Source organism: Glycomyces tritici (genome assembly GCF_030403505.1).
The window spans coordinates 1,014,839-1,034,641 of sequence record NZ_JAUEMJ010000001.1; the positions used below are offsets into that span (position 1 = coordinate 1,014,839).

At 70.5% G+C, this 19,803-nt stretch carries 18 protein-coding genes and 1 tRNA gene; 6 read left to right on the top strand and 13 right to left on the bottom strand.

Going from position 1 to position 19,803, the window contains the following annotated elements; genetic code table 11:
* Positions 1 to 34 precede the first annotated feature (34 nt).
* From QWI33_RS04655 to QWI33_RS04680, 6 genes are all read right to left on the bottom strand, one after another.
* Entirely contained in the window at positions 35 to 1,276 is a 1,242-nt protein-coding gene (locus tag QWI33_RS04655; protein ID WP_289955388.1) for a M23 family metallopeptidase, read from the bottom strand.
* 79 nt (positions 1,277 to 1,355) lie between these two features.
* Positions 1,356 to 2,231, bottom strand: a complete 876-nt coding sequence (gene ftsX / locus QWI33_RS04660; protein ID WP_289955390.1) for a permease-like cell division protein FtsX — start codon at positions 2,229 to 2,231, stop codon at positions 1,356 to 1,358.
* A gap of 22 nt (positions 2,232 to 2,253) precedes the next feature.
* The gene (gene ftsE, locus QWI33_RS04665) at positions 2,254 to 2,934 is read right to left on the bottom strand and encodes a cell division ATP-binding protein FtsE (protein ID WP_289955391.1); all 681 of its coding nucleotides are present in this window, start codon (positions 2,932 to 2,934) and stop codon (positions 2,254 to 2,256) included.
* 240 nt (positions 2,935 to 3,174) lie between these two features.
* The gene (prfB, locus tag QWI33_RS04670) at positions 3,175 to 4,293 is read right to left on the bottom strand and encodes a peptide chain release factor 2 (RefSeq protein ID WP_289955393.1); all 1,119 of its coding nucleotides are present in this window, start codon (positions 4,291 to 4,293) and stop codon (positions 3,175 to 3,177) included.
* Between the two features lie 124 nt (positions 4,294 to 4,417).
* Positions 4,418 to 4,921: a PadR family transcriptional regulator gene (locus QWI33_RS04675; protein WP_270115076.1), complete on the bottom strand. Its 504-nt coding sequence runs from the start codon at positions 4,919 to 4,921 to the stop codon at positions 4,418 to 4,420.
* Positions 4,922 to 5,173: 252 nt separating this feature from the next.
* On the bottom strand, positions 5,174 to 6,541 hold the full coding sequence (locus QWI33_RS04680) for a serine/threonine-protein kinase (RefSeq protein ID WP_289955396.1): 1,368 nt from the start codon (positions 6,539 to 6,541) through the stop codon (positions 5,174 to 5,176).
* A 247-nt stretch (positions 6,542 to 6,788) separates the two neighbouring features.
* On the opposite strand from QWI33_RS04680, the gene QWI33_RS04685 reads away from it, so the two are divergent.
* Positions 6,789 to 7,598, top strand: coding sequence for a PP2C family protein-serine/threonine phosphatase (locus tag QWI33_RS04685; protein WP_289955398.1), 810 nt, complete (start codon positions 6,789 to 6,791; stop codon positions 7,596 to 7,598).
* Positions 7,599 to 7,633: 35 nt separating this feature from the next.
* On the opposite strand, the gene QWI33_RS04690 is transcribed toward QWI33_RS04685, so the two are convergent.
* Positions 7,634 to 8,326 (bottom strand): TetR/AcrR family transcriptional regulator, encoded by a 693-nt coding sequence (locus tag QWI33_RS04690; protein WP_289955399.1) that lies wholly within the window; start codon positions 8,324 to 8,326, stop codon positions 7,634 to 7,636.
* 119 nt (positions 8,327 to 8,445) lie between these two features.
* Between QWI33_RS04690 and QWI33_RS04695 the strand changes: the two genes are divergently transcribed.
* Positions 8,446 to 9,120, top strand: coding sequence for a hypothetical protein (locus QWI33_RS04695; protein WP_289955401.1), 675 nt, complete (start codon positions 8,446 to 8,448; stop codon positions 9,118 to 9,120).
* 293 nt (positions 9,121 to 9,413) lie between these two features.
* Here the strand turns inward: QWI33_RS04695 and QWI33_RS04700 are convergent, their stop codons facing one another.
* From QWI33_RS04700 to eno, 4 genes are all read right to left on the bottom strand, one after another.
* A complete protein-coding gene (locus tag QWI33_RS04700; protein WP_289955402.1) occupies positions 9,414 to 10,334 on the bottom strand; it encodes a Ppx/GppA phosphatase family protein in 921 nt (306 codons plus the stop codon).
* Positions 10,331 to 10,864 (bottom strand): DUF501 domain-containing protein, encoded by a 534-nt coding sequence (locus tag QWI33_RS04705; RefSeq protein ID WP_289955405.1) that lies wholly within the window; start codon positions 10,862 to 10,864, stop codon positions 10,331 to 10,333. Before QWI33_RS04705 ends, QWI33_RS04700 begins: the two co-directional genes overlap by 4 nt.
* 55 nt (positions 10,865 to 10,919) lie before the next feature.
* A complete protein-coding gene (locus QWI33_RS04710) occupies positions 10,920 to 11,444 on the bottom strand; it encodes an FtsB family cell division protein (RefSeq protein WP_289955406.1) in 525 nt (174 codons plus the stop codon).
* 80 nt (positions 11,445 to 11,524) lie between these two features.
* Positions 11,525 to 12,805 (bottom strand): phosphopyruvate hydratase, encoded by a 1,281-nt coding sequence (eno, locus tag QWI33_RS04715; RefSeq protein WP_289955408.1) that lies wholly within the window; start codon positions 12,803 to 12,805, stop codon positions 11,525 to 11,527.
* Between the two features lie 339 nt (positions 12,806 to 13,144).
* Here eno and QWI33_RS04720 point away from each other — a divergent pair, with 339 nt between their 5' ends.
* A complete protein-coding gene (locus QWI33_RS04720; RefSeq protein WP_289955410.1) occupies positions 13,145 to 13,777 on the top strand; it encodes a hypothetical protein in 633 nt (210 codons plus the stop codon).
* 228 nt (positions 13,778 to 14,005) lie between these two features.
* Positions 14,006 to 14,078 (top strand) — tRNA-Glu (locus QWI33_RS04725).
* Between the two features lie 151 nt (positions 14,079 to 14,229).
* Here the strand turns inward: QWI33_RS04725 and QWI33_RS04730 are convergent.
* Positions 14,230 to 15,045 (bottom strand): SDR family NAD(P)-dependent oxidoreductase, encoded by an 816-nt coding sequence (locus QWI33_RS04730; RefSeq protein ID WP_289955411.1) that lies wholly within the window; start codon positions 15,043 to 15,045, stop codon positions 14,230 to 14,232.
* Between the two features lie 165 nt (positions 15,046 to 15,210).
* Between QWI33_RS04730 and QWI33_RS04735 the strand changes: the two genes are divergently transcribed.
* Together QWI33_RS04735 and QWI33_RS04740 are read left to right on the top strand one after the other, a co-directional pair.
* A complete protein-coding gene (locus QWI33_RS04735; RefSeq protein WP_289955413.1) occupies positions 15,211 to 15,840 on the top strand; it encodes a TetR/AcrR family transcriptional regulator in 630 nt (209 codons plus the stop codon).
* Positions 15,841 to 16,010: 170 nt separating this feature from the next.
* Positions 16,011 to 18,029 carry an MSCRAMM family protein gene (locus QWI33_RS04740; RefSeq protein ID WP_289955642.1) on the top strand — a complete coding sequence of 673 codons (2,019 nt, stop codon included), beginning with the start codon at positions 16,011 to 16,013 and terminating at the stop codon, positions 18,027 to 18,029.
* Positions 18,030 to 18,167: 138 nt separating this feature from the next.
* Here QWI33_RS04740 and QWI33_RS04745 read toward each other — a convergent pair whose 3' ends face one another.
* The gene (locus QWI33_RS04745; RefSeq protein WP_289955415.1) at positions 18,168 to 19,499 is read right to left on the bottom strand and encodes a CshA/CshB family fibrillar adhesin-related protein; all 1,332 of its coding nucleotides are present in this window, start codon (positions 19,497 to 19,499) and stop codon (positions 18,168 to 18,170) included.
* Positions 19,500 to 19,803 lie beyond the last annotated feature (304 nt).

The window sequence follows — 19,803 nt, forward strand, 5'->3', positions numbered from 1 at the left end:
CGAGCCGTGATTTCGGAGAGCGGGGAGCGATTCGCTACCGGCACAGACAGCTGGGCAGGTACCCCACCGGGTTGACCCGGTCGCCGTGCACGCGGACCTCGAAGTGCAGGTGCGGGCCGGTGCTGTCGCCGGTGCTGCCGACCGCTCCGATCCCCTCGTCGCGGTCGACGTACTCGCCGTCGTTCACCCAGATCTCGGACTGGTGCGCGTAGCAGGTCGACACGCCCCCGCCGTGGCTGATGCACGTCAGCTGGCCGTAGCCGGAGCTCCAGCCCGCGTACACCACCTTCCCGGAGTCGGCGGCGTGGATCTCCGCGCCCGTGCCGGCGGCGAAGTCGGTGCCGCCGTGCAGGCGGGTGGTGCCGTAGATCGGATGGCGCCGCCAGCCGTAGTCGGAGGACTTCCAGCCGTCGACCGGCACGACGAAGCCGCCGCCGCCGCCACCGGAGGAGCCCCCGCCGGAGCCGTTCGAATCGTCGTCGTCCTCGTCGGCCTGGGCCTGGCGCAGCTGGTCGGCGAGGCGCTCGGACTCGGCCTCGAGCTGGTCGTACTCGGACTGGGCGTTGTCCCGGGCGCCTTCGGCGACCGCGAGCGCCGCCTCGTGCCGGCCGACGAGCTCCTGCACGGCGGCCTGCGCGGCCTGGGCCTCGGTGTAGCGGGTCTCGGCGGCCGCGAGCGCCTCGGCGGCGGCCGCTTCGGCGGCCTCGGCCTCGGTCTCGGCGAGGGACGCGGCGTTCTCGGCGTTGGCGGCCTCGCGGCGGGCGAGGGTGACCTCTTCAACCGCGCGGTTCTTGCCGTCCATCATGAACTCGAGGTAGGTGAGGCCGTCGACGGCGGTCTGGGGGTCGCCGGAGGCGAGGACGGCGTCCACGGTGAGCAGTTCGGAGCCGCGGGCCGTGGCGGCAAGCAGGGAGGCGCGGGCTTCGCGGGCGGCCTCGACGGCCTCGCGCGCGGCCTGGTACTCGGCCTCGGCCGCCTGGAGCGCCTCGCGCGCGGCATCGGCCTCGCGCTCAGCTTGGGCCGCTTCGGTTTCGGCGGCGGCGACGCGACCCTGCGCGACGGCGACGGCGTGCTCGGCGCCGGGCAGCTCGGCCTCGGTCTCGGCGAGGACCTGGCCCGCCTGCCGCACCTCGTCCGAGGCGTTCTCGAGCTGCGCGGCCATCTCGGCCTTCTCGCGCTCGACCTGGTCGAGCTCTGACTGCGAGACCCCGAACGCGGGACTGCTCGCGGACCCTGCCAGGAGCAGGACCGCGAGCAGCCCACCGATTCGTCTCATAAGGCCTGAATTTAGTCCATCTGCGACGGACGTTCAGGGTATTCGGAACACTACCCTCTGTAGTGGTACGTGCCCGGGGTCAGACCTTGATGTTGAAGCGCAAGGTGATCCACGCCGTGATCGCGCTGATCACCGCCGAGACGCCCACCAGGATCGGCAGCAGGACGAGGATCGCCTGCATCTTGATCTCGGGCATCAGCTGGAAGAGTTCCTCGAACTGCCCGTCGATCACCAGGTACTTCGCGGCGATGAGCGTCCCGAAGGCGAAGATCGAGCCGATCACGGCGGCGAAGACCGCCTCGAGGACGAACGGCGCCTGGACGAACCAGTTCGGCGCGCCCACGAGCTTCATGATCGCGACCTCGCGGCGACGCGAGTACGCGGCGACCTGGATCGTGTTGGCCACCAGCATGAGCGCGGCCACACCCTGCACGAGCGCGATGACCAGGGTGAGGCGCTGGGCCCCGCCGAGGATGTCGAACACCTGCTGGAGGATCTCGCGCTGGTTGGTGACCTGGTAGACCCCTTCGCGGCTCTCGAACTGCTTGATGAGCTCGGGGGCGTCGGCGATGTCCTTCATCTTGACGCGGAACGCCGAGGGCAGGACGTCGGCGTCGACCGACTTCACGAGGTCCGGGGAGTCCTCGAAGGTCTCCTGGAAGCGCTCGAGCGCCTTCTCCTTGGACTCGTACACGACCTCGGCGACGAGGTCGTTGTCCTTGAGCTCGGCGTTGATCTGGTCGGTCGTCTCCTGATCGATGTCGCGCTCGAGGTAGACGACCACCTCGAGGTTCGTCTGGTAGTGCTCCTCGATCACGTCGACCTGGTTGTACAGCAGCAGGCCCGCGCCGAGCATCGACAACGAGACGGCCATGGTGATGATCATGGCGACGGTCATGGAGATGTTGCGCCACAGTCCGAGGAAGACCTCGGACATCACGTACTTCGCGCGCATGTGCTCTGAATCTGCCTTCCGCTTAGCCGTAGACGCCGCGAGCCTGGTCGCGGACGATCTGGCCGTTCTCGATCTCGATGACGCGACGGCGCATCTGGTTCACGATGTTGGAGTCGTGGGTGACCATCAGGATGGTGGTGCCGGTGCGGCTGATCCGGTCGAGGAGCCGCATGATCTCGATCGAGGTGTCCGGGTCGAGGTTACCGGTGGGCTCGTCGGCCAGCAGCAGGAGCGGCCGGTTGACGAACGCGCGGGCGACCGCGACGCGCTGCTGCTCGCCGCCGGACAGCTCGTGCGGGTAGCGGTGCTCCTTGCCGCCGAGGCCGACCAGTTCGAGCACCTCGGGGACGACCCGGCGGGCGACCGACCGCGGCTTGCCGATGACCTCGAGCGCGAACGCCACGTTCTCGGCGGCCGTGCGGTTGGGCAGCAGCCGGAAGTCCTGGAACACGCAGCCGATGCTGCGCCGGTAGGCGGGGACCTTCCACCGGCGCAGCTTCGTCACGTCGGTGTCCCCGACGGAGATCCTGCCCTTGTCCGGAACTTCTTCGCGCAGCAGGAGCTTGATCATCGTGGACTTACCCGCACCGGTCGGACCGATGAAGAAGACGAACTCTCCCTTGTCGATGAAGACGTTCACGTCCTCCACCGACGGGCGGTTCGACCGGGGGTAGTGCTTGGTTACACCCTCAAGCTGAATCACGAGGCGGAGTCTAACCGCCGAACCGCCGGGCCGGTCGGGCGGCTCCAGTACAAGCGTGGCATATTCCGCAGTTTCAGCCCCATATGTCACGGCCGTGCAAGGGTAACGACGCGATTTCAGCCGAACGGGGGAAGCCCGCATGGTCAGGCGGCCCATGAACGCTCGTCGGAGCGTCACCGGGCGGCCACGGGAACGGACCGTAGATCCGGTTTCGTATAGGATCTACGGTCCCCTGCGGCGCTACTCGGCGGTCTTCTCGCCGCTCTTGCGCCAGCGGATGCCGGCCTCGAGGAAGCCGTCGATGTTGCCGTCGTAGACGCCCTTGACGTCGGCCGTCTCGAAGCTGGTGCGCAGGTCCTTGACCATCTGGTACGGGTGCTCCACGTAGGAGCGCATCTGGTCGCCCCACGAGGCCGTCGCCGAGCCGCGCAGCTCGTCGACCTTCGCCCGCTCCTCGTCGCGCTTGCGCTGGAGGAGCTTGGCCTTGAGGACGCCCATGGCGGTGGCCTTGTTCTGCAGCTGCGAGCGCTCGTTCTGGCAGGAGACGACGATGCCCGTCGGGAGGTGGGTCAGGCGCACCGCCGAGTCGGTGGTGTTGACGCCCTGCCCGCCGGGGCCCGAGGAGCGGTAGACGTCCACGCGGATCTCGTCCTCGGGGATGTCCTCGATCTCGTCGGTCTGCTCCAGGGCCGGCACGACCTCGACGGCCGCGAAGCCGGTCTGGCGGCGCCCCTGGTTGTCGTATTTGCTGATGCGCACCACGCGGTGCGTGCCCTGCTCGACCGAGAGGTGCCCGTACGCGTACGGGCCGTTCACGGCGAACGTGGCCGAGCGGATGCCCGCCTCTTCGGCGTAGGAGATGTCGTAGACCTCCGTGCCGAAGTTGTGGGCCTCGGACCACCGCAGGTACATGCGCATGAGCTGCTCGGCGAAGTCGCAGGCGTCGGCGCCCCCGGCACCGGAGCGCACGGTCAGGACGCAGTCGCGCTCGTCGTACTCCCCGGAGAGGAGGGTGCGCACCTCGAGCTCGTCGACGGCCTTGCGGATCGAGTCGAGCTCGGTGGCCGCCTCGGCGGCGGCGCCCGGGTCGGACTCGTCGTCGGCCAGCTCGAACATGATGGCGACATCGTCCATGCGCTCGTGCAGGGACGCGAGCTTCTTGAGCTCGGCCTGCACGTAGGAGAGGCGTGAAGTGATCTTCTGGGCCTGTGTGGTGTCGTCCCACAGCCCTGGGTCGGCGGCCGCGGCCTCGAGTTCGGCCAGCTCGCGCCGGAGCGCGGGAAGGTCGAGGACGGCCTCGACGCTGCTGAGCGTCGCCTTCAGTTCACGGAGATCGGCGGAAACATCGACACTGGTCACAACAGATCAGACTACGCCTGTATTCGGGCTCATACGAAACGGGACGCGAGCCCCCGCTGGGGCCGCGTCCCGTTCGTGCTTGATCGTCGTACCCCGGGTCGCTACCCGGGTGTGGTGCCTATCGCTATCGCTTCTTCAGCCAGCTGAGGGCCGAGCGGTGGTAGCCGATCGCGAACTCCATCGCGATCGCCGCGTTCGGGTCCTCGTCCGAGTAGTCCTTCGCAGCGGCGCGGGCCTCTGCCAAGGCCTCCTGGTGCTGCTCGGTCGCGTCGGCGAACATCTCCTCGGCGGTGTCCTTGGAGAGGTAGTCGAGGAAGGCCGTGCGCAGCGCGACGGGGTCGCGCAGCTGGCCGATTCGGGCCGGCTCGTTGAGCCAGCGGGTGAACGCCCGCTTGCCGTTGGCGCTGATCGTGTAGGGCACCGAGGCTCGGGGCCCCGGCTTCCCGACGCGGACGAGTCCGCCTTCGGCCAGCGCCGGGAGTTCGCGGTAGACCTGCGAACGCGTCATGGTCCAGTACGGACCGAGGCGACGGGTCGCCTCCGCCATGAGTTGTCCGCCGGTCATCGGTCCTTCGTGAAGCAAGCCCAGCAATGCTGCTGAGGTTGCGTTGAGTTCTTTTCCTGCCATGCCCGACAGGATGCCATGTGGATGCCGCCATGACAAGTGGACAGCTCCAATGTGTCGATAGACCGTTACCGATACTTGATTGGATGGGCTCACGGATTACGCTGCAAGCCTTGTGAAACGGTTGGAGTCGTTCGCTGGATTGCAACGCCTGTTTCGAGAATTCCAATCATGTGATCCCGATCGCCCCCATGGGTTGCGATGACTCGGCGTCGCCCGGCGGTCACGGATCATTATCGACTGTCGCGATCGCTTTCAGTTGCGGGGCATCGGTGATCCGATGAGATCCGATCCGGGCGAGTCGTCGTCGGAACCGCCCTCAGTGGAATCACCGCCGTCGTCTTCCGATTCGGACATTTCATCCGAATTCTGGCCAGGGGACTCGCTCTCCACGTCCGGCCCTTGAGGAGTGGTCGGCGCTTCACTGGGCGTGGCGCTCGCCTCCGGGCTCGGTTCCGTTGACGCGGCGGAGGACTCGTCCTCGACGGGCGCGGTCTCGCTCGCACTCTGGGACGGATCGGCCACATCGTCCTCATCCGGCAGATCAGGGCGGGTAACCACCAGAAAGGCCCAGATCACGGCGATCACGACGAAGCATCCCGCCGCCGCGAGGCCGATGAGCCAGCCGCGGCCGAGCTTCTCGGATTCCTCGCCGTACACCGCGCCCCCGCGGTCGTCCCCGTCCGACGGGCCCCCCTCGGTCGCGGTGAGCATCGCGCCCAGCGCACCCGCCTCGATCTCGGGCGCGTGAGGCGTCACCGGGTCGTACTTGAAGGTCGCGGTCGCGTCCCGCTCCTTGAGCTTCGGCGCGATCGGCGCGGTCGGCTGGTTCGACAGGCGCGGGGCGAGGCGGCGCAGGTCGGCGGCGACCGCGTCGAGGTCGCCGCGGGCGCGCGGGTCGAGCGCCAGGAGCATCTCGACGATCCGCCACAGCTCGGCGTCCACGGCGGCGGGCTTCACCGGGATCCGCGTCAGGTGTCGCTCGACCACCTCGGTGATCGAGCCGCCGCGGTAGGCGCTGTGGGCGGTGAGCGCCTCGTAGAGGACCAGGCCGAGCGCGTAGTTGTCCACGCCGGGACTGGCGGAGTCGCCCGAGGCGACCTCGGGAGCGATGTACTCGGGGGTGCCGTGAGAGGGCGCGGTCTTGGACGCGGCGGCGCGCGCGATCCCGAAGTCGATGAACTTCAGGCTCTCGGTCCCGGCCAGCATCAGGTTCCCGGGCTTGACGTCCCCGTGCCGGTACCCGGCCCGGTGGATCGCCGCGAGGGTCTCGGCGGCGCCGGCGCAGCGGCGCGCGGCCTCAGCGGCCGAGAGCGGCCCGTGGAGGCGCAGGTGCTCGCGCAGGTCGAGCCCTTCGATGAACTCGAGCACGACCGCGCACACCGCGTCGGTGACGATGAAGTCCTTCACGGAGACCACGCCCGGGTGGTCGAGGGTGCGCAGGATGCCGGCCTCGGCCCGGAAGCTCTCGAAGATCTCCTCCTCGCCGCGCAGCTCCGGACGGAGGATCTTCACCGCGACGAGGTCGCCGGTGACCTGGTCGAGGCCGCGCCACACGACGCCGACCGAACCGCGCGCGATCTCGCGCTCCAGGACGTACCGGTCGGCCAGAACCGTCTGCATGGGTGCTCCTCGAGGGCTGGCAAGGCGGGCTGAATCCACTGTAAAGGTGGTGTCGTCGCAGCTCAGCACCGGAGTCGCAGGGTGGCACGAACGGGGGATACACCGCAGCACGGACGAGTGCGGGCGCACCGGGATCAACGGTCGCGTGCTGTGAGTGGCGGGACACTACACTTGCGCCCATGTCCCTCGAACGGCCAAGCTTTGAACAGACAGCCGAATCCCGGTGCGGAATCAGTGGTGATCGCCTGTGACTGAATTGCGTTGGCGCTACGGCGCCGCGACCGACGTGGGCAAAGTCCGCGACCTGAACGAGGACTCCCACCTCGCGTCGCGCCGGCTCCTCGCGGTGGCCGACGGCGTGGGCGGCGCGGCCGCCGGCGAGGTCGCCAGCGGCGTGACCATCGCCGAGGTGACACGGCTCGCCCGCCGCTCCCCCGTCGAGGCCACCGCCGAGCTGGGCGCGGTCGTCGAGGCCGCCCGCGACCGCATCCGCGCGGCCGTCGCCGAGAACCCCGAGTCCGAGGGCATGGCAACGACCCTCACCGGGCTGTGGCTGGGCGACAGCGCGGTCGACATCGTCCACATCGGAGACTCGCGGGCGTACCAGGTGCGCGGCGAGGACTTCGTGCAGGTGACCGTGGACGACTCGTACGTCCAGCACCTCGTCGACGAAGGCGCGATCACCCCCGCCGAAGCCCAGGACCACCCGTACAAGTCGGTCGTCACCCGCGTGCTGCAGGCCAATCCCGCCCCCGCGCACTTCGAGACCCGCCCGGCACTGATCGGCGACCGGTACATGCTGTGCTCCGACGGCCTCAGCGACGTCGTCGGCGACGCCGTGATCGAGAACGTCCTCCGCGACTTCGCCGACCCCCAGGCGGCCGCGGACGAACTCGTGCGGCTCGCCCTCGAAGGCGGCGGACCGGACAACGTCACTGTCGTCGTCGGCGACGTCGCCGAGCACAAGCCGCCGCGGCGCTGGCCGTGGGCGGTCGCCGCCCTCGGGGTTGTGCTGGTCATCGCGGCGATCGTGGTGGCGCTGGTCCTCAAGAACTGAGGCCCGACCCGCCGGCCTTCGGCCCCTGCGCCGCGTCAGCGGAACGGCAGGCCGATGTACGCGCCCTCGGTGCGGGCGGTGTGGTCGAAGAACAGGGCGTCGTCCGCGGTGACGTTGGCGAGGTGGCCGTGGAGTTCGTAGCCGATGATGCCGACGAGCCGGTTCCAGCAGAAGATGAGCCGGGCGACCTCGTCGGGGCTGAACGACTCGCCCTCCAGGAGCATGAGCATGTCCGGGGTGATGGCCTCGGCCGGGCAGACCGGCCCCGTTGCGGGCGTGAGGTTCCCGTCCCGTCTGGCGTCGGCGACGATCCGCGCGAGGGTGAGCGGCATGCGGCCGGCGACCTCGATGGTGACGTGCGGTGCGACGTAGCCGGGCACGGGCGTGCCGAAGATGAGCGCGTACTCGTGGCGGTGGGCCAGGGACCACTCCCGCACCGCGCGCCAGACGGCGAGCCAGCGCTCCTGCGGTGCGGCGCCGGGAAGGTCCGCGTTCTCAGCGGCTTCGCCGATCTCGTTGTAGGACTGCACTATCAGGGCGGTGAGCAGCTCATCGCGGCTGGAGAAGTAGCGGTACACGGCCGAGGAGGCCATGCCGAGCTCGCGCGCGATGGAGCGCAGGGAGAGCATCGCGGCGCCGCCCTCGGCGAGCTGACGCCTTGCCGCGGCGAGGATCTCGGCAGTGAGTTCGGCGCGTGCGCGCTCTCTGGCGGTTCTCGGCGCGTTCATCGACCCATTGTACCGACACAAGAGCACCGCTCTTGCATTGTCGCGGCGCGTGTGCAATCATTGCTCTCAACAGAGAGCAGTGCTCTCAACTTTGAGCACTGAACCCCCAAGGAGCAGTCATGTCCAAGCCCTCCACCGACCCCCGAGCCCGCATGGGCGCCTTGGCGTTCGCCCTCGCCGGCGTCCTCTTCGTCGTCTACGAGGCCGCCGCGCCGCGGCTCGACCAGACCACGCTCGAAGGGGCCGAGTCCTGGACGAGCGCCAGCTGGTCGATCGCCCACATCGCCGCGATCGTGGGCCTCATCCTCTTCCCGCTCGGCTACGGCGCGCTGCGCGGCCACCTCGAGGGCACCCGGAACGAGAAGACGGCCTTCGCGGCCGCGACGATCGGGTACATCGGGTCGGCCCTGACGATCTCGTACTACGGCGCCGAGGTCTACGGCCTCAAGGCGATCGGCCAGCGGGCCGTCGAGGACGGCGACGCGACGATGGCCGAGGTCGGCGAGGCGTTCCGGTACGACCCGACCGCCATGGGCGTCTTCCTGATCGGCCTCGTCCTGATCGCGGTCGCCGCGGTGCTCGCGGCGGTCGCGGTGTGGCGCTCGGGCACGCTGAACAAGTGGAGCGCGGTGCCGCTCGCGGTGCTGCTGGTGACGATGCTCCCGCAGTTCTTCCTGCCGCACAGCGGCCGGATCGCTTGGGGCGCACTCGTGACGGTGGCCTCCCTGTGGCTCGCGGCCGAGCTGTGGCGGGCCCCGGCGAAGGCGCAGGAGCGGGAACTCCAGGAGGCCTGACCGCCGAGCCTGACGGATGTTTCCGGCACTAGCCTTCACATCGGACGACGTGCCAATCGACGGCTCGCAAGCTTCGCCGGAACCGGGACCCCCGATGTCATGCTCCCCCTAGGGTCCGACAACAGCCGAAGGCGAGCGCTCATCACGAACACGGAGGCGGGGGCCCCCCGGGGGGGGGGCCCCCCCCGGGGGGGGGCGGGGGGTCAACCCCCCCCCCCGGGCGGCGCCCCCCCCCCCCCCCGGGGGGGGCCCCCCCCCCGGGGGGCCCCCGCCTCCGTGTCGTCTCGCTTCGTCTACGCCGACAGGGCGATGCCGTCGAGGATGTCGTGCTCGCTGATGAGCACCGAGTCGATGCCGCTGCGCTCCATGATCGTTCGCAGCACGAGCGCGCCGCCGACGATGACGTCGGCGCGCCCCGGGTGCATCACCGGGATCGCCAGGCGCGCTTCGTGGTCCGCGGCGGCCAGATCGGCGGTCACCTGGGCGACCTGCTCGTACGAGAGCCGCGTCCCGTCGATCGCGTCCGCATCGTAGGCCTTGAGCCCCAGGGCGATAGCGGCGATCGTGGTCGCCGTCCCCGCCACCGCGACGAGCTCGGTCGCCTCGCGGCCCGCGTCGGCGACCGCCAGCGCGCCGTCGGCGATGCCGGTGATGTCGGCGACGGCTCCGGCGATCTCGTCCGCGCGGGGCGGGTCGGACCGCAAGTGCCGCTCGGTCATCCGCACACAGCCGACGTTCACCGAGATCGCGGCGGCCACCACGGATCCGGTGCCGCGCACGAACTCGGTCGAGCCGCCGCCGATGTCGATGAGAAGGCGCTGTCCTTCATGGACCGGCAGGGTCGCGACCGCGCCGGTGAAGGAGAGGCGGGCCTCCTCGTCGCCGGTGATGACCTCGGGGTCCTGGCCGAGCTCGGCCGAGACCATGGCCTTGAAGTCGGCGGCGTTCGCGGCGTCGCGGCTCGCGGAGGTCGCGACCATGCGCACCGCCTCGACGCCGTGCTCGCGGATCTGGGCGGTGTAGTCGGCCAGCGCGACGCGGGTGCGCTCGAGCGCGGCGTCGGAGAGGCGGCCGGTGCGGTCGACGCCTTCGCCGAGGCGCACGACCTCCATGCGGCGGACCACGTCGTGGAGGCGCCCCGCATCGTCGATGTCGGCGATGAGGAGGCGGATGGAGTTGGTGCCGCAGTCGATGCCGGCCACGCGACGGGTCATTCGTCCTCCTCGGTTCCCGTGGCGCAGCTGCTGCGCTGCCACCATTCGGGGAGCATCTCGATGGCCTGGTCGCCCATGGGGCTGACGCCGGGTCCGGCGGCGAGCGCGTGGCCGACGAGGGCGTGCAGGCACTTGACGCGGTCGGGCAGTCCCCCGGCGGAGATGCCGGCGATCTCGGGCACGTCGCCGAGCCGGGCGCGGCGGGCCAGGTAGTCCTCGTGCGCGCGGCGGTGCTGCGCGGCGAGTTCGGGGTCGTCGCCGAGGGCGGCGTTCATGTCCTTCATGACCCCGCCGCCTTCGAGCCGGCCGATGGCCGAGGCGGCCTTCGGGCAGGTCAGGTAGTACGTGGTCGGGAAGGGCGTGCCGTCGGGCAGGCGCGGTTCGGTCTCGACCACGGCGGGCTGGCCGCAGGGGCAGCGCCACGCGACGGCGTGGGCGCCGCGGATGGGGCGCCCGAGCTGCTTGCGGACGGCCGCGGCGTCGGCCTCGGAGACGGGTTCGGGCTGCTGGGGCCAGTCGGCGGGCTTCACGGCGTTCCGCCGTTCGGTGCCGTCTGCAGTGGCGCGTCCTGCGGTTGCACAGCCTTCACTCTGCTGGTTCCTCTGTTTCGTCTGGTTCGACTCGGTCGGCGTCTGCAAAGGTATCGGCCAGCTCGTCGTACCAGGCCTGGTCCTCGGTCGCTTCGTCGTCTGCGCCACCGGTGTGCTTGGGGTCGTCCTCGTCGATGACGATGACGAGGTCCTCACCGGGCGGGACGAGGAGGAGGCTGGAGCGGATCTGGGCCTTGACGTACTCGGGGTCGTCCCACTTGACGCGTTCGGCGGCGAGCTCCTCGATGTGCTCGGACTGGGCCGACTGCTCGGCTTCGAGCCGGTTGATCTCGATGCGCTGCTCGACGTAGGTGCGGAGCGGGTAGGCGTAGGCCAGGGCCAGTGCGGAGAGGACGAGGGCGACGATCGCGGCGCGGCGGGAGACCTTGCGGCCGGGCCGGTAGCGGACACGCTTGACCTCGGCGCGGCCGGTCCCGGGGGCGGGTCGGCGGGCGGCACGGGTGCGGCCGGGTCCGGTGGATCGTCCTCCCGGATGGCTGGGTCGGCGGCTCGCGTTCACGGGCCCAGCCTAGTCGATCGGGGAAGGCCGAAGGCCCCCGCGCTGAAGCGCGAGGGCCTGTCGTCTTACTGCGGTGCCGCTTACTTTCCGAACTTCGGGAATGCCGAAGCGCCGGCGTAGCGGGCGGCGTCGCCGAGGTCTTCCTCGATGCGCAGCAGCTGGTTGTACTTGGCGACGCGGTCCGAGCGGGCCGGGGCGCCGGTCTTGATCTGGCCGCAGGACATCGCGACGGCCAGGTCGGCGATCGTGGTGTCCTCGGTCTCACCGGAGCGGTGGCTCATCATGCAGCCGAAGCCCGCGCGGTGGGCCATCTCGACGGCGTCGGTGGTCTCGGTGAGCGTGCCGATCTGGTTGACCTTGACGAGGAGGCCGTTTGCGGCCTTCTCGTCGATGCCGCGGCGGATGCGCTCGGGGTTGGTCACGAACAGGTCGTCGCCGACGATCTGCAGGCGGTCGCCGACCTTGGCGGTGAGCGCGGACCAGCCGGCCCAGTCGTCCTCGGAGAGCGGGTCCTCGATGGACACGAACGGGTAGGCGGCGATGAGCTCCTCGTAGTAGGCGCTCATCTCCTCGCCGGTCTTCTTCTGGCCCTCGAAGAGGTAGGCGCCGTCGGTGTAGAACTCGGTGGCGGCCACGTCCATCGCGAAGGCGATGTCGGTGCCGAGCTTGTAGCCGGCCTTCTCGACGGCGACCGCGATCAGGTCGAGCGCGGCGCGGTTCGACTCCAGGTTGGGGGCGAAGCCGCCCTCGTCGCCCAGGCCGGTGGAGAGGCCGCGCTCCTTGAGGACCGACTTGAGCGCGTGGTAGGTCTCCGCGCCCCAGCGCAGGGCCTCCTTGAAGGTGGGGGCGCCGATCGGGGCGATCATGAACTCCTGCACGTCGACGTTGGAGTCCGCGTGGGATCCGCCGTTGAGGATGTTCATCATCGGCACCGGGAGCAGGTGCGCGTTGGGGCCGCCCAGGTAGCGGTAGAGCGGGAGCTCGGCGGAGTCGGCGGCGGCCTTGGCCGCGGCGAGCGAGGCGCCGAGGATGGCGTTCGCGCCGAGGTTGGACTTGTCGGGGGTGCCGTCGGCGTCGAGGAGGGCCTGGTCGACCAGGCGCTGCTCGGAGGCCTCGATGTCGATCAGGGCCTCGCGGATCGGACCGTTGACGTTGTCGACGGCCTTCTCGACGCCCTTGCCGAGGTAGCGGTTCTTGTCGCCGTCGCGCAGCTCGATGGCTTCGAAGGCGCCGGTGGAGGCGCCGGACGGGACGGCCGCCCGCTGCAGCGTGTCGTCGTCGAGCAGGATCTCCACTTCGACGGTGGGGTTGCCGCGGGAGTCGAGGATCTCCCGTGCCCGGATGTCTTCAATTGCAGCCACTGTCACTCCTGAAATAGCCGAATCTGACGACCGGCCCCATTACCGGGCCGTGTCCGAAGGATTTCGGCCGACCCGACACTGCGTCGGCCACAGCTCCCGAGGATACGCCCTAGGCGGGTCGGCGATGCCTCCGAGCCGCTAAAAGGGCGCGTCCTGCGGGTTCCGCGCGTCGGGAATTAGTGTTGCCCGCGACGCGGGCGCTCGTGTTACATGGGGCGTGGACGGACCGCTATATGGTGGAGTCCTATCTCAGATCAGACACCTGTGCTAGGCGCGCCCCCCGGATGCCGGCTGCGCTACGGCAATCCCCCTCGCCTCGCGCAATGGAAGTGGAGCCCCATGATCCTGCAGAAGCCCCTGCGGCGCTGCGCTGTATTGAGCGCGGCGGCGCTCCTGGCCCTCGCCGGCTGCTCGGACCAGGCGAACGGCGGTGAGTCGGCGTCGGAGGACCAGGCCGCGCTCACCGAGCTGGGCGGCCGCCTCGTCGAAGGCGACCAGCCCGCCTACACCGCCGAGTACCTCATCGAGGGCTCGGAGGAGTCGGTGCTGGTCGCGGTGGACCCGGAGGCCGGGACCGCGGCCGTCGTCGTCGAGGACCGGCCCCGCCTTTGGGCCGGCGAGGACGCGGCCGAGCTCAGCGTGTGGCTGAGCCAGGAGCTCGAGGGCATCCTGCCCCCCGAGGAGACCGTGGCCGCCTGGCTCTCCGAGACCGCCGCCGACCCCTCGGCCTCGGCCGAGTTCTCCGACACGACGCTCGCCGGCGAACTGGCCGACTGCGTCGACGTGCGGGGCGCGGCGGATTCGCCCGTGGGCGCGTACGAGATCTGCGTGACCACCGTGGGCGTCATCGCCAGTGTCTCCGCGAAGGTCGGCGACACCGCTTACACCGCGAAGCTCGTGAACTACCACGACGGCGTCGACGCCGCCTGGCTCGACGAGATCACGGGTCAGGCCGAGAGCGCCAACCAGTAGGATCGGCCGCCGCCCGGCGGCGGATCGCGTTACAGTCGCTCGGCGGGCCGGAGCCCGGTGCAACGGGGGTTCACCTGAAAAGGTGTCGGCACCGGCCCGGCCCGCACTCGCTCGCGAAGGGCCCGAAGGGTAGGCCGCATCACAAGCGGCATCCCGGTTGCGGACCCCCCGGGTAATCCATGTATAGTTGTCGTCGTTGCCGCGGCAAGCCGCGAAAACACAGGCCAAGCTCCCGTCGTCTAGGGGCCTAGGACGCTGCCCTCTCAAGGCGGAAACGGCGGTTCGAATCCGCTCGGGAGTACAAGTAGATACGTAGATACACAGCACCGAAGCCCCGGCTCTGCCGGGGCTTCGGTGCTTTCAGGCCCTATGGGGCGCTGAGAGACAGGCGGCCTCGCGCTCCAGGCCTGGGTTTCGCACGAGCCCGCGGTGCGTCCGCGACCTCGGCCGTTTCACTCGGGGTCGGCCGAGCGGGCGGTCTTCTCCCAGTCGCGCCAGGTGGCCATCCGCTGCTCGTGGACGGCGAGGACCAGGTCGTAGCCCTGGGACGCCAGGATGAGGCGGGTGGGCGGCTCGGCCGCGTCGACGGCCTCGAACACCGCCGCGACACTGTCCTTCGCCGTGGGCGTCGGGCCGTCGCCCCAGCTCGCCATCGCGTCCCGCAGCGGCTGGTACAGCGGGTTCGGCTCCGAGCGGTTCGCGGACGCGCCGGCCCAGTCGGTCGCGAAGCCGGACGGCTCGATCAGGGTGGTCTTGATGCCGAACCCGGCCACCTCCCCGGCCAGCGCCTCGGTGAATCCTTCGAGCGCCCACTTCGAGGCGTTGTAGACGCCCAGGCCGGGGAACGCGGTCACGCCGCCGATGCTGGAGACCTGGACGATGTGGCCGCCGCCCTGCTCGCGCAGCAGCGGGATCGCGGCCTGGGTGATCCACAGTGCACCGAAGAAGTTGGTCTCCATCTGCGCGCGGACCTCGTCCTCGGTCACCTCCTCGGTGGTGCCGAAGTGGCCGTAGCCCGCGTTGTTGACCACCACGTCGAGGCGGCCGAAGTGCCGGTGCGCCGCCTGGACGGCGGCGATGTCCGCGCTGCGGTCGTTGACGTCGAGCCGCATCGGGAGCAGGGCGTCGCCGAAGCGGTCGCGCAGTTCGTCGAGGGTGTCGGTGTCGCGGGCGGTGGCGGCGACCCGGTCGCCGCGCTCGAGTGCGGCGGTGGTCCAGGCGCGGCCGAAGCCTCGGGAAGCGCCCGTGATGAGCCATGTCTTCGTCATTGGAAATCCCTTCGATGTCCCGGCGGGGGCCGGGAGGAATCGGCGTCGGGCCTGGTGCCGCGTCGCCGCCGTGACTTCACTATACGCCAAACATGTCTCACTGTGTCAAGTCCGGCCCGGTGTGCTCGAGGCGACTCTTCGTGTCGATCGGTGTAGCCTGGGGTCATGGAGGAGCCGAAAGCGGGACTGCGCGAGCGCACGCGCAACATGGTGCGCGCGGAGCTGGCGCAGGCAGCACTCGAGCTGTTCGTGGAGCAGGGGTTCGAGGCGACCACAGTGGAGCAGATCGCGGCGGCGACCGGCCTGTCCCGCCGCAGCTTCCACCGCTACTTCTCCAGCAAGGAGGACGTGTTCGGGCAGTGGTTCGTGGAGACGGGCCGGCAGCTCGCCGCGGCCCTCGCCGCACGCCCCGACGAGGAGCGCCCCTGGCCCGCCCTGCGCCGGTCCTTCGACGGCGTCGTGCAGGGCCTGAGCGAGCAGCCCCAGTCGCTCCTGATCACCCGCATGATCCTGCAGACCCCTGCACTGCACGCCACTCACCTGCAGAAGCACGCCCTCTGGCGGGTCGCCCTCGCCGACGTGCTGCAGCACCGCCCGTCCGAGGACGGCGGCGAGCTCGGGCAGTTCGCCGCGGCCTCCCTCGTCGGCGCCGCCCTGGCCGCACTCGACGCCGCCATGACCCGATGGGTGGGCGACGACAACGAACAGTCGCTCGGCGACCTGCTCGACCAGGCCATGAGCGCCATCGCACCTTTGACGGCACCGGCGCCGGCCACTCCCCCGCGACGGCCGTGACCGCCTCGCAGCCGCCAGGCAGTCGCTTCCGGCGGGCCGGACGGGTTCGGGCAGGTTTCGGTTTTTCGGGCACTATGGAACGTTGACGCAGTATGGTGCGGTTTTTGCCTTAGGCTGCCTGCATGTACGCGAGTCGAGTGTCCATAAGGGTTTCGGTTGCGTTGCTCGCAGTGCTGCTGGCGCTGGTCTCGAGCGGGCTGGTGTTCGAGCGGCCGGCGCGGGCGCAGGCGAGCGGGGCGTGGGGCGAGTGGGGGCCGTTCGCGGGCGAGTCCGGGGACTTCCACGCCGACATGACGTTCGCGACCAGCCCGGCGATCACCGCCGGGATGGAGTCGAACTCGCGCGGCGGCGGGGTCGGGGTCATGTCCGGCGAGTCCAACTGGCTGTCGGCGGGGACCGACATCGGCGCGAAGTACGGGACCTCGAAGCACCAGCCCTATGTCAACCTGCGGCCCCAGGCCGACCGGCCCGACTCGCCCTCCTACACGACGTACGCCTTCAACGAGCCCGTGCCGCCCGGCGGCTGGGCCTTCGCGCTGGGCGACATCGACGCCGACCAGGTCAAGGTGATCGCCAAAGGCCCGGACGGGTCGGCCCTGACGGCCGCCGAGCTCGGGTTCCAAGGCGCCTTCAACTACTGCAGCGCCTCCTCCCCCGGAGGCCCCTCCTGCACGCGGGACGGCACCGACGTGCCGACCTGGGACGCCGCGACCGAGACGCTGACCGGCAACGCCGCGGCGGTGGACACGGACGGCGCGAGCGGCTGGTTCGAACCGACCGCACCGGTCGCCTCGCTCACCTTCGTGTTCACCCGCCGCGCCGGGTTCCCGGTCTACCAGACCTGGTTCGCCTCGCTGGGCTGCGACATCACCGGGTCGGTCACCGACTCCGGAGCCCCGGCCGCCGGGGTGACGGTCAACGCCGTCGACCGCGCCGGGAACGTGGTCGCCGCGACTTCCACCGGCGACGACGGCTCTTACTCGTTCCCGGACTACATGGTCGGCGGCACCTACACCGTCGAGGTCATCGCGCCCCCCGGGAAGATCACGGACGGCCCCGGCCGCCAGGAGGTGGACCTCGGCAGCTGCCCCGCGGCCCCGGCCGACTTCCGGCTGCGGGACATCGTGCCGACCTCGGTCAGCGGCAACGTCTCCACCACCGACGGCGAGCACCTCGGCGGCGTCACGGTGACGGTCGCCCTCGAGGACGGCACCACCAGGACCACCGTCACCGACTCGAAGGGCGACTACCTGTTCGACGAGGTCGCCGCGGGCGACCACAGCATCACCATCGACAAGCCCGAGCAGTACGAGTACGAGGGCGCGGGCCGGCGCGACATCACCGTGTCGCCCGGGCAGACCACGCCCATCACCGGCCAGGACTTCGTGCTCTCGGCGCTGCCGAAGCTGGCGGGCGAGGCCGTCGCGTGCGGCGGACCCGTTCCCGGGGTGACGGTGACGCTCACCCGGCCCGGCGGATCGACCGAGTCGACCGTGACCGACGCGGCGGGCGCCTATGCGTTCGCGGGCCTCGCAGCCGGCGATTACACGGTCGAGGTCGACGTGCCCGAGGGGCATTCCGCCGCAGGCGCGACGACGCGGAACGTGGAACTGGCGGGCACCGATGTGGACGGCATCGACTTCACGTACGCCAAGCCCGCCGCGGTCGTGGGGACCGTGACCGGTCCCGGCGGCGAGCCGCTGGCCGGTGTCGGCCTCGTCGTGACGCCCGAAGGCGAGGCGCCGAAGCAGGCGGCCACAGGGGACGACGGCATGTACAGCGTCGGCGACCTGAAGGCCGGCAGCCACACGGTGGCGATCACCGCTCCGGCCGGGTACGAGGTGGACGGCGAGGAGGAGCAGACCGTCGCCAACACCGGCACCTGCGGCGACGCGGTCGCCGACTTCGCACTGGTCGCTTCCGAGCCGGACGGGCCGACGACGGGTCCGGGGCCCGGACCTGGTGGTCCCGGGACCGGTGACGCGGGGAGCGGGCCGGGCGATGGTCCCGGCGAGAGCCCGGCCGGCGACGCTCCGATGGGTGCCGCGCATGACGACGACCTGCCGCTCACCGGCGAGAGCCTGTACATCGTGGTCGTGGCGGCGGCCGTGTTCCTCCTCGGGGCCGGCGCGGTGATGATCGCGGCGGTGCGCGCCAGGAGCCGCGAGGATGCCGAGCCGCTGGCCTGAGTCTTGAGCGCCACGGGAGATCGAGCGACCGTCTGATCCGCATGCGAATCGGGAGACCGGGTCGCTGCGCCGAGCCATGAGCGAAGAGGGAGGCCGGGCCTTGAGGCCCGGCCTCCCCTTTCCTTACCGCTCAAGGGATCAGATGCTCGGCCACTCGTCGTCGGCGCGGCGGGCGCGGCGGATCATGAGCCAGCCGACCACGGCCGCGGCGAGGGCGAGCGCGGCCAGTGTGCCGTAGAGCATCGCGGAAGCGCCGGTCACCGGGAGCGCCCCGTCGCCGGAGTCGTCAGAGGTGCCGGGATCGGTCGGGCCGTCGGAGCCGCTCTGACTCGGGCCGGGACTGGGACTCGGCGACGGGCCCGGGGGCGTGCCGGTGTTGGTGACGGTGCAGCGGATGTCGTCGCCCACCTTCACCTTCACGACCTGCGACGTGCCGTCGCCCGAGGGCAGCGACGGGTCGTCGGCGCCGTTGTTGGTGCACGTCCAGTCCTGCGTGTACGTGGCGAGGTCGGTGTCCCCTTCGGCGGTCTCCGCGAGCGTGTAGTCGCGGCCGCCGACGGACGCGAGGACCGTCTGGGACTCGATGGTCCCGGAGTCGCCGCCGTCGGTGGAGCCCTCGCCGATGAGGTCGCCGTGCTCGTCCTCGATGGTCAAGGCGAACGAGTCGGACTCGGCCGTCTTGTCGACCACGGTCTTGTCCATCCCGACCTTCGCGGTGAGGATGCCGAACGCGACGCCCTGCACGGCGTTCGCGGTGCGGTCGAGGAAGCCGATGGTCGCGGTGGTGGGAGCGACCGAGTAGAGGATGATCTCGTCGACCGGGAGGCCGCCCGCGGTGTTGCCCTTGCAGGTCACCGAGGTGGTGCCGATCCCCGAGAGCTCCTGCCCGCACGCGGGCTGGGCGTCGGGCATGGTCGCGCGGGTCAGCTCCTCGATGGGCTTGTCGGACGAGAAGGTCAGGCCCTCTTGGCGGTTGGTGGTCTCGGCGTCGGCCATGACGATGCCGTAGCCGTCGACGGCGGCGCCGTCAGGGCCGGTGACCACCAGGTCGTCGATCGTGAGGGTGCCGAGGTCGCCTGCGGCGCCGGTCCCGGCGTTCACCTGCTGGTAGAGCGCGGGCTTGCCCGGGGTGTCCCGGTAGACGGTGTTGCCGATCGGGGCCTTGCCGTAGGTGGGGAACGCCGTCGGCTTGAGCACGCGGTAGCCGTCGGCACCGGGGGCGACCTTGAAGGTGAAGGTCATCGTGTAGTCGGGGGTCAGCTCGATGGACATCGGCTGCCCGGCCGCCTCCATCGCCTGGGCCTGGTCGAAGCCGCTCATGTCGATCCAGCAGATCGTGTTGGCGAACTCGCCGTCCGTCCCGTAGCCGCATCCGGTGGTCTGCGCCGCAGCCGGGGCGCCGACGAGGGCACCGGCCGCGACGACGGCGGCGGCCGTCGCCAGTCTGGCAAAAGTCTTCACTGTGTGCATGTCCCTGCGTGATCGCTGGAGAAACTGGAGATACCGATTCGAGCGCGCATCGAAAGTCGCTTTTGTCCGATCAGTCCGGTAAGCATAAGGGACCAGGCGGTCGGCGGACGTCACCTCGGCGCCGCGTCGCGGCCGCTCAAGCATGGTGTCCCGGGCCGGAATGCGCAGGTGCGCGAGGCCGGATGCGGGCGTTCGGCTCGGACACGCGCACACCCGCGCTGATCGCGGTGCTCCGCAGGCGTGCAGAAAGATGTTGGGCCGCAATGGGCCCCCATCGGGCAGCGCGAAGGGCGCGCCCCGCAGG

Bases quoted from the DNA above. Each gene is read 5' to 3' on its own strand.
- QWI33_RS04655 (WP_289955388.1), bottom strand. From the start codon at position 1,276: ATGAGACGAATCGGTGGGCTGCTCGCGGTCCTGCTCCTGGCAGGGTCC.
- ftsX (WP_289955390.1), bottom strand. From the start codon at position 2,231: ATGCGCGCGAAGTACGTGATGTCCGAGGTCTTCCTCGGACTGTGGCGC.
- QWI33_RS04675 (WP_270115076.1), bottom strand. From the start codon at position 4,921: ATGGCAGGAAAAGAACTCAACGCAACCTCAGCAGCATTGCTGGGCTTG.
- QWI33_RS04680 (WP_289955396.1), bottom strand. From the start codon at position 6,541: ATGCAGACGGTTCTGGCCGACCGGTACGTCCTGGAGCGCGAGATCGCG.
- QWI33_RS04690 (WP_289955399.1), bottom strand. From the start codon at position 8,326: ATGAACGCGCCGAGAACCGCCAGAGAGCGCGCACGCGCCGAACTCACT.
- QWI33_RS04695 (WP_289955401.1), top strand. From the start codon at position 8,446: ATGTCCAAGCCCTCCACCGACCCCCGAGCCCGCATGGGCGCCTTGGCG.
- QWI33_RS04700 (WP_289955402.1), bottom strand. From the start codon at position 10,334: ATGACCCGTCGCGTGGCCGGCATCGACTGCGGCACCAACTCCATCCGC.
- QWI33_RS04720 (WP_289955410.1), top strand. From the start codon at position 13,145: ATGATCCTGCAGAAGCCCCTGCGGCGCTGCGCTGTATTGAGCGCGGCG.
- QWI33_RS04730 (WP_289955411.1), bottom strand. From the start codon at position 15,045: ATGACGAAGACATGGCTCATCACGGGCGCTTCCCGAGGCTTCGGCCGC.
- QWI33_RS04735 (WP_289955413.1), top strand. From the start codon at position 15,211: ATGGAGGAGCCGAAAGCGGGACTGCGCGAGCGCACGCGCAACATGGTG.
- QWI33_RS04745 (WP_289955415.1), bottom strand. From the start codon at position 19,499: ATGCACACAGTGAAGACTTTTGCCAGACTGGCGACGGCCGCCGCCGTC.